The sequence below is a fragment of the Dyella flagellata genome, from assembly GCF_030160275.1.
Lineage (GTDB): Bacteria > Pseudomonadota > Gammaproteobacteria > Xanthomonadales > Rhodanobacteraceae > Dyella_B > Dyella_B flagellata.
The window spans coordinates 44,357-51,984 of the sequence record NZ_BSOA01000035.1 but is presented as its reverse complement, the minus strand read 5'-3'; the positions used below and the strand labels follow the sequence as shown (position 1 = coordinate 51,984).

7 protein-coding genes and 1 pseudogene are annotated in these 7,628 nt (G+C 52.5%); 7 read left to right on the top strand and 1 reads right to left on the bottom strand.

Going from position 1 to position 7,628, the window contains the following annotated elements:
- The 6 genes and pseudogenes from QQJ96_RS15495 to QQJ96_RS15470 form a co-directional block, all read left to right on the top strand.
- Positions 1-663, top strand: a 663-nt coding sequence (locus tag QQJ96_RS15495; protein WP_284332921.1) for an Ig-like domain-containing protein, incomplete at its 5' end; no start/stop codon positions are given.
- A gap of 229 nt (positions 664-892) precedes the next feature.
- Positions 893-1,396, top strand: a complete 504-nt coding sequence (locus QQJ96_RS15490; RefSeq protein WP_284332920.1) for a hypothetical protein — start codon at positions 893-895, stop codon at positions 1,394-1,396.
- A 241-nt stretch (positions 1,397-1,637) separates the two neighbouring features.
- Positions 1,638-2,168: pseudogene (locus QQJ96_RS15485) on the top strand (Ig-like domain-containing protein); the annotation flags it as partial.
- Between the two features lie 193 nt (positions 2,169-2,361).
- Positions 2,362-2,871, top strand: a complete 510-nt coding sequence (locus QQJ96_RS15480) for a hypothetical protein (RefSeq protein ID WP_284332919.1) — start codon at positions 2,362-2,364, stop codon at positions 2,869-2,871.
- A gap of 102 nt (positions 2,872-2,973) precedes the next feature.
- Positions 2,974-4,470, top strand: a complete 1,497-nt coding sequence (locus QQJ96_RS15475; protein ID WP_284332918.1) for a cadherin-like domain-containing protein — start codon at positions 2,974-2,976, stop codon at positions 4,468-4,470.
- A gap of 15 nt (positions 4,471-4,485) precedes the next feature.
- Positions 4,486-5,352 carry an Ig-like domain-containing protein gene (locus tag QQJ96_RS15470; RefSeq protein ID WP_284332922.1) on the top strand — a complete coding sequence of 289 codons (867 nt, stop codon included), beginning with the start codon at positions 4,486-4,488 and terminating at the stop codon, positions 5,350-5,352.
- 63 nt (positions 5,353-5,415) lie between these two features.
- On the opposite strand, the gene QQJ96_RS15465 is transcribed toward QQJ96_RS15470, so the two are convergent.
- Entirely contained in the window at positions 5,416-5,655 is a 240-nt protein-coding gene (locus tag QQJ96_RS15465; RefSeq protein ID WP_284332917.1) for a hypothetical protein, read from the bottom strand.
- Positions 5,656-6,465: 810 nt separating this feature from the next.
- On the opposite strand from QQJ96_RS15465, the gene QQJ96_RS15460 reads away from it, so the two are divergent.
- Positions 6,466-7,395 carry a hypothetical protein gene (locus QQJ96_RS15460; protein WP_284332916.1) on the top strand — a complete coding sequence of 310 codons (930 nt, stop codon included), beginning with the start codon at positions 6,466-6,468 and terminating at the stop codon, positions 7,393-7,395.
- Positions 7,396-7,628: the final 233 nt, after the last annotated feature.

Sequence of the window (7,628 nt, the reverse complement as noted above, 5' to 3'; positions counted from 1 at the left end):
GAGTGGTTCGGTGACGACAGCTTCAGCTACGACGTAAACGACAGTGAAGCGCAGTCGAACATCGCCACCGTGCACATCAAGGTGGTGCCGATGCCGACCGCAGAGAATGCGCAGTTCCGCGTAGACAGCGACGGCACTGTTCGCATTGACCTGCGTAGCCTGGTCGATGATCCGGACGAAAACGCCGAAGCAAAGCTTGTCATCAGCGTCAAGGCACCGGGCCATGGCCAGCTGATCCACAAGGATGATGGTGTCTACCTTTACAAACCCGATCAAGGCTTTAGCGGCGCCGACACGTTCACCTACACAGTGAGTGACGGTATAAATAGCGCTTCAGCCACGATCACACTAAATGTCCGCCACGATGACGATGACGACGATGGCTGTTGGAATAGTCGCACCATCTTTGTTTCAGCTGAGGCTCGCGAGAACGACGATGAAGGTCAAAGCAATCGCTACATCATCATCAACCGACGCAGTCTGGAGCAGATCGACGATGAAGACTCTACGCCGCAGTTGGACTGGTGTGGTTCCAGCGGTACCGATTTCGGAACAACGACGATGGCCGAAGGTAACTGGTGGGCCACGCTGTTCGACGAGCCCATGCTCGGCCTGGCCGATTTGAGCGAGCAGAGTGGATTATTCGTGAAGCGCATGGACTAAGTAGACGAAGCCGTGGCAGACAAGCGCCCTGCCACGGCTTTTACCTTGCTATTAGCTGCTAAATCGGATGTCCCCGACAATTGCTTTCGCTTTCAAACATAGAGATTTCGTTCTTATGCAGATCTACATCTCCTTATCGCGCTATGATCACGACATCTCTTCTGTTGCGGCATACGACGACAATCCAGTCATAGACTACGCTTAAACTCTACCCAATGATGGTGATAGCATGATTTACCTACCCCCGCCCATTAATACATTTGCGCAGCAAACGACGGTCGTCTCACAGGATTCGCAGAAGACACTTCCATCAAAGACAATTGTTCTTGAATCTGAATGTAGAGAAGTTGGCAATTCAGATGTCTATACCGAAAGCGCCTATAACAATTTCGTTATCGGAGGAGCGGTATTTGATTCATTGGGCTATAAGTACAGCACAACGACGGGAAACTATGAGCTTCCAAAGGAAGTCAGAGACAGCCTCAAGATAGCCGAAGAAACTCCACCATCGCACGGCACACTGTTTCAGACCGAGGCAGACAAAAAGCATTTTCTCTTCTCCTATCGCGCAAATACCGACTATATTGGAAAAGACTCATTTGTCGTCGGCGTTAACGTCCGGAATCAGAGCGGATTATTGATTCACTACAGTCTTAAATTTTACCTATCAGTCGTATCTCAAATTACTAACACTGATGAGATGCCGTCGACTTGCGCTAACTTAAAATTTTAGCGGGGAAGCTCGCAAAGAGCACAATAGACCCACCATGTCCTTGCTTTCTAGCATCAGTATAATCGGGATTAGTCCAGATTGTCTTCGCTTTTAGGAGTTCATGAAATCGTGATCCGTCCAGGGCGTAATTGTTTATGTCGTAAGTAACGTACTCATCGGCACGTTTGATGACAAAACACCTGGCGGATACGACAAAGAGAAGTTCGAGCCAGTAAGCGAGAACTAGCGCGTAGACAGCGACGGCACTGTTCGCATTGACCTGCGTAGCCTGGTCGATGATCCGGACGAAAACGCCGAAGCAAGGCTTGTCATCAGCGTCAATGCACCGAGCCATGGCCAGCTGATCCGCAAGGATGATGGCTTTTACCTTTACAAACCCGATCAAGGCTTTAGCGGCGCCGACACGTTCACCTACACAGTGAGTGACGGTATAACTAACGCTTCAGCCACGATCACACTAAATGTCCGCCATGACGACGATGATGACGATGGCTGCTGGAATAGTCGCACTATCTTTGTCTCGGCGGAGGCTCACGACAACAACGACGACGATGAAGGCAACGGCTACATCATCATCAATCGACGCAAGCATGAGCATTTCGATGATGAAGACTCAGCTGCGCAATTGGATTGGAGTGGCTCCAGCGATGCTGATTTTGGGACGATGAGGATGACTGATGACAGTTGGTGGAGCACATTGTTTGATGATGCCATGCTCGGCGTGGCCGATTTGAGCGCACAAAGTGGCCTGGCGGTCAAGCGCCCAGACTAAGCCAATCGAGCCGTGGTGGAGGAACTTGCCGCCACGGCTCGTTTGCCAACCCCTACGGCTAGGCTTCCACAGAAACAAACCCAATCAAGGACGTGCGCAGCCCAATACATAACCACGGTAGTCGCATTTTCCAGTAAAGACGACAAATCATAGAAACCATCCATATCATCCATATCGACCACGAGGTTACATTTTGAACATCAAGATCACACAATTAACAAAACGCCTACCATATGCATTTGCCATAACGATATTGTTTATAAGTTCAAGTACCCTATCCAGAGAAAGAGTTGCAAATGTAAATTATTGGCACACAACTCCGAAAAATATTGAATTAACATTCAAACACGCATACATTCGTGAAGAATTCACACTTAAAAGTTTTTCATCAAAAAAGAACAAATATGGCGAAATAATAGATCAACTTGCTTTTTCATTTCCAAGCCACGACGGCACAAACAAGGTAAATGGATTGGCTTCGTTTCAAATATTTTACGTTAATTCAAGCACCTGCAATCCATGCACGGTAGAAAGAGGGCCATTCACGATTGATGACAATGAAAGTCACAGCCGCCAAGAATGGGACACTAGGTTGAGGCCGCTAATTGAGAAGATGGCTGCCGCGGATCGGAAAGCACTTGAAATTATAAACGGCCAGCTGGGAAGCAGCCTTCCACCGGTCAATGACAATGGCTCACCGTAGCCACGTAAACCCACGGGACGCAAGGGGGGGCATAACGGGAAGCCTGCCCTCCGAGCAGGGCGATGACTTACGCCGTGTTCGCACATCGTCGACCTGCGCAACGTGCCCACCGGCACAGCGGTGAACTTGTCCTTCGACCTGATTGGCTTTGAGGCCTCGGGCAGCCATGTGACCGTCAGCGACGTCGCCACCTTCGCGGTGCCGCATGCCAATGATGCCACCTTCAATGGCCTGGAGAACGGAGCCGTGGCTACCACCATCACCGGTAACGTACTGGTCAACGACACCGACCTCTTTGGTGCCGCACCCAAGCTCGTGACCGGCCCCGCGCATGGCACCCTCACGCTCAATCCCGACGGCAGCTTTGTCTATACGCCGAACTATCTGTTCCACGGCGACGACAGCTTCACCTACCTGCTCGACAATGGTGCTGCGCAGTCCAATACCGCGACCATCCATCTCAGCGTCGCCTATGTCAACCAGCCCCCGACCGCGAAGAATCAATCGCTAAGCTTGCTCGAAGACGGCAACGTCAAGGTGGACTTCCACACGTCGACCAACGACGTGGATGGCGACCCCCTGACCTACCGCATCATCCAGGGGCCGCAGCACGGCACCGTCACTCAGAACACCGACGGCACCTTCACCTACAAGCCCACGGATCTGTACTACGGCAACGACAGCTTCACCTACGTCGCCAATGACGGGCAGCTGGATTCCAACGTCGCCACCGTCAGCTTGAACGTGGCCTTGGTGCCACCGACGGCGGCCAACTTCAGCTTCTGGCTGCACAACAACTGGACGCGTACGCTCAACCTGGCCGACGACACCACGACCCTGCCCGGCACCAAACTGAGCTTCCGTATCGTCAGCGCACCCCAGCACGGCGATCTGATCCTCAATGCCGACGGTACCTATACGTACAAGCCGGATCATTGCTATGTGGGTGCCGACAGCTTCAGCTATATCGTCAACGACGGTCAGGCTGATTCCAACGTCGCCACGGCCACCATTGACGTGAAGGCCCGCAACCGCCGACCGCATGCCAAGGGCCAGAAGGTCTACGTTGCCGAAAACGAATCGCAGCAGATCAATCTGATGCAGGACGCCTTGGACCCGGATGGCGATCCACTGACCTTACGTATCGTGCGTGGTCCGCGTCACGGCACCCTGTCGTTGAACACGGATGGCACCTACACCTACACGCCCACCGCCGGCTGGATGGGCGAAGACAGCTTCACCTTCGTGGCTAACGACACGCAGTACGACTCGAACAAGGCCACGATCCACCTCGACGTCGATCCGCGCCCGATGGCCCAGGACGAAGGCATCAGCGTACGCACCGGCAAGTCCACCCCGATCTACCTGGTGCCCGACGAACATGCTCGTCGTTGTGACGACAACCACGACGATGACGACAACGGCGATGGTGATCACGGCGACGGCGATGACGACCTGTTCGCCAAGATTCTCAGCCAGCCACAGCATGGCAAGCTGACGCAGGGCGACGATGGCCAATGGATCTATACGGCGGATGCCGGCTTCATCGGCACCGACACCTTCACCTATGCGCTGAGCACCAGCGAGCTGGACTCCTAGCCGGCCACTGTCACCATCACCGTGCTGCCGCCCAAACGTCCACCGATCGCGAACGATGTGACCATCAGTGTGCCGTCAGAAAAGCCGTCGTCCATCGATCTCCTGGCCAACGCCAGTGATCCGGACGGACAAGCTCTCACCGCGCATATCGTGGATGGCCCGAGCCATGGCTGCCTGCATCGCAATGAGGACGGCAACTATACCTATGTGCCGCAGGATGAGTGGTTCGGTGACGACAGCTTCAGCTACGACGTAAACGACAGTGAAGCGCAGTCGAACATCGCCATCGTGCACATCAAGGTGGTGCCGATGCCGACCGCAGAGAATGCGCAGTTCCGCGTAGACAGCGACGGTACTGTTCGTATTGACCTGCGCTGCCTGGTCGATGATCCGGACGAAAACGCCGAAGCAAAGCTTGTCATCAGCGTCAAGGCACCGGGCCATGGCCAGCTGATCCACAAGGATGATGGTGTCTACCATTACAAACCCGATCAAGGCTTTAGCGGCGTCGACACGTTTACCTACACAGTGAGTGACGGTATAAATAGCGCATCAGCCACGATCACGCTGGATGTCCGCCATGACGACGATGATGACGATGGCTGCTGGAGCAGTCGCACCATCATTGTCTCAGCGAAAACTCAGGGTAACGACGACGAAGACCAGGGCAACGGCTACATCATTATCAACAGGCACAGTCGTGAGGATATCGATGATGAAGGTTCGGCATCGCAGTTGGATTGGAGTGGCTCAAGCGATACCGATTTTGGGGTCACGACGGCGGCTGACGGCAATTGGTGGGGCACACTGTTCAATGACGCTATGCTTGGTGTGGCCGATTTAAGTAAGCAGAGCGGGCTAGTCGTCAAGCGTATGGACTGAACTCACCGAGCCGTGGCAGCGGATCTCTCTGTCACGGCTCTTATCGCCGTGTGGAACAAGGCCTTATGACGTCATGAAAAAAGGCAGATCGTCAAAATTATAAAAATCCGCTTCATAAGCAAGACCACCCCTAAAAGGCATGAATATGACACATGAAAAACATAACAAATCATCTATATTAATATCACGATTAGCATTTTCAATGCTAATAATTTCAATAAACATAAATGCCAGAGCCCAAGCACAAAGAATGACCGAAGAAACAGCATACCGGAACACACCCCCAAGCCGCTTGATATCCACGTTTGAAAAATCGTATATCGATGCCGGTTTTCGACTCAAACATATTTCCTCAAAAATCGATTCGAGTGGAACAAAATCAACGCGATTGGCTTTTGAATTTTTGGACAAAAACAACCCAAACGGCCCAATAGGATCGGTATCCTACGAGATAAATTCGCCATACCCTAACCGACAATGCACCCCATGTACGGTGGAGACAACAGCGCGCGGCTATCATTCCGACAAGACAAACCATTACAGCGCCAAAGAACTGAGTTCGCTTCTGAATAGGATGTTCGAAGCGGAAGGTCCCGCACTTGACCAGATCAGGCAGAAGATGGGGAAAAGCCCTGCTCGCCCAGCCCACCCTTGACGGCATGTCGCTCATCCGCCACTAGGCATAGAGGCCATCGGGGCCACTGCCTCGCCCGCGTCCGCCAAGCAAAAAAATCCCTCGCAAACTGGATGATTTCTTGAAAGCCAGCGAGCGAAAGCGATCAAATCCCGACCCCTTTCGCTTGCGTGCTCTGTTAGAAATCGACTTCATCCATCGCCGCACCGCCTATTTTTGCGCAGCGCGATCATCACGTACATGCCGGGTATCGGGTTGGTTCCGACGCGCGATAATTGCTTTGTGATGCGACCGGCCATAGCTACCTCCGCACGTGATATCCCCTTTGGCCGCGCAGAGCGGGCTAATCGTCAGGCGCATGGAGTGAGACAATCGAGCCGTGGCAGCGGGGCTCCCTGCCACGGCTCATAGACATTAGTCAAGGCGACACCCATGACAAACATTCAACTGACGACCGCTGGATATCTTGGAATATCAATATGAACCTCTTCGCATCTCTCCTGGCACAATTTGCTACCGAAGCATGCAACCAGATAGTGGCCGCGCCAGAGTCACCCCTACAAATTTCGGTAGAAAATAACCCAGTCATGAGCGCAATTGGATTTAAGACTAGGTCACACGATCATGCTTCGCACCATGCCGTCCGAACAATGCTTATAGCACTTGTGTCCTTTTGTGTTTACGGGACAGTCCTGGCAAAGACAGACACGCCCAGCAAGAACTCGATGGACGGAACAACGCAAACGCCTCTTGCCTCGAAATCAGATGAGCCAACTCTGTATACAGATGTATCGGCATACGTCGAAAGTACGCTAAAAAAATTACCGACGGGCTACCAATGCGTCATTTCACCAAACAACTCAGACATTAAGCAATGCACAGGCTTTAGCGCAGCAAGAAGTGAAAATATAAATCGGACCTTTGGGATATTTTACAAGGCGTCAGACCTATCCGAATCAGGTTTTCTCTTCATCATTGAAAAACATCGTGAAAATATCTCCGTTATGGAGTCCCAGCCATTTCAAGCCGATGCAAGCGCCATGAGATATGGATGGGGTGTAGAGAATTTTGTAGCCGACTCCAATGAATCCTTTCATTTTCAGGCGACGTCCGGGAGCGCCTCGATGCCAGACTCGGATATATTCAGATTTAAGCTAGTCGAAGGGGAATGGATATTATCAGGGCACGATCATAAAACACTTTCCGGGTGCACTGACGGCTCCATTGGCAACGGAAATAGCTACTCCATTAACTTTTTAACGAAGAACACTCTAATCGAATTTCGCAACGACTGTAAACGCGTAAAGACAATCGAGCGTCCGCTAGCAACGCATCCAATTCCCTGGGCATCCTTCACCCCCTCAGACCCCCTTCTGGATCCAGAAGCGTATGGTGTCGCGTGGTATTAATACCGATGACCTGTCTGCCACCCAGCAGCTGTCGCTGGCGCCAAACAAGCACTTGCCACAGCGGAGTTGAGCGGTCCGTAATGGCGACCGCCAGGACGACGTAACGGTGCTCAAGCGCGAGTTGACGCGCCTCAAGGAGGAGAATGAGATTCTAAAAAAAGCGGCGTACTTCGCGCGGGAGCGGCCGTGAAGTACGCCCAGTGGCCCTTTTCGCCCCCCCTTTTTAGGACATG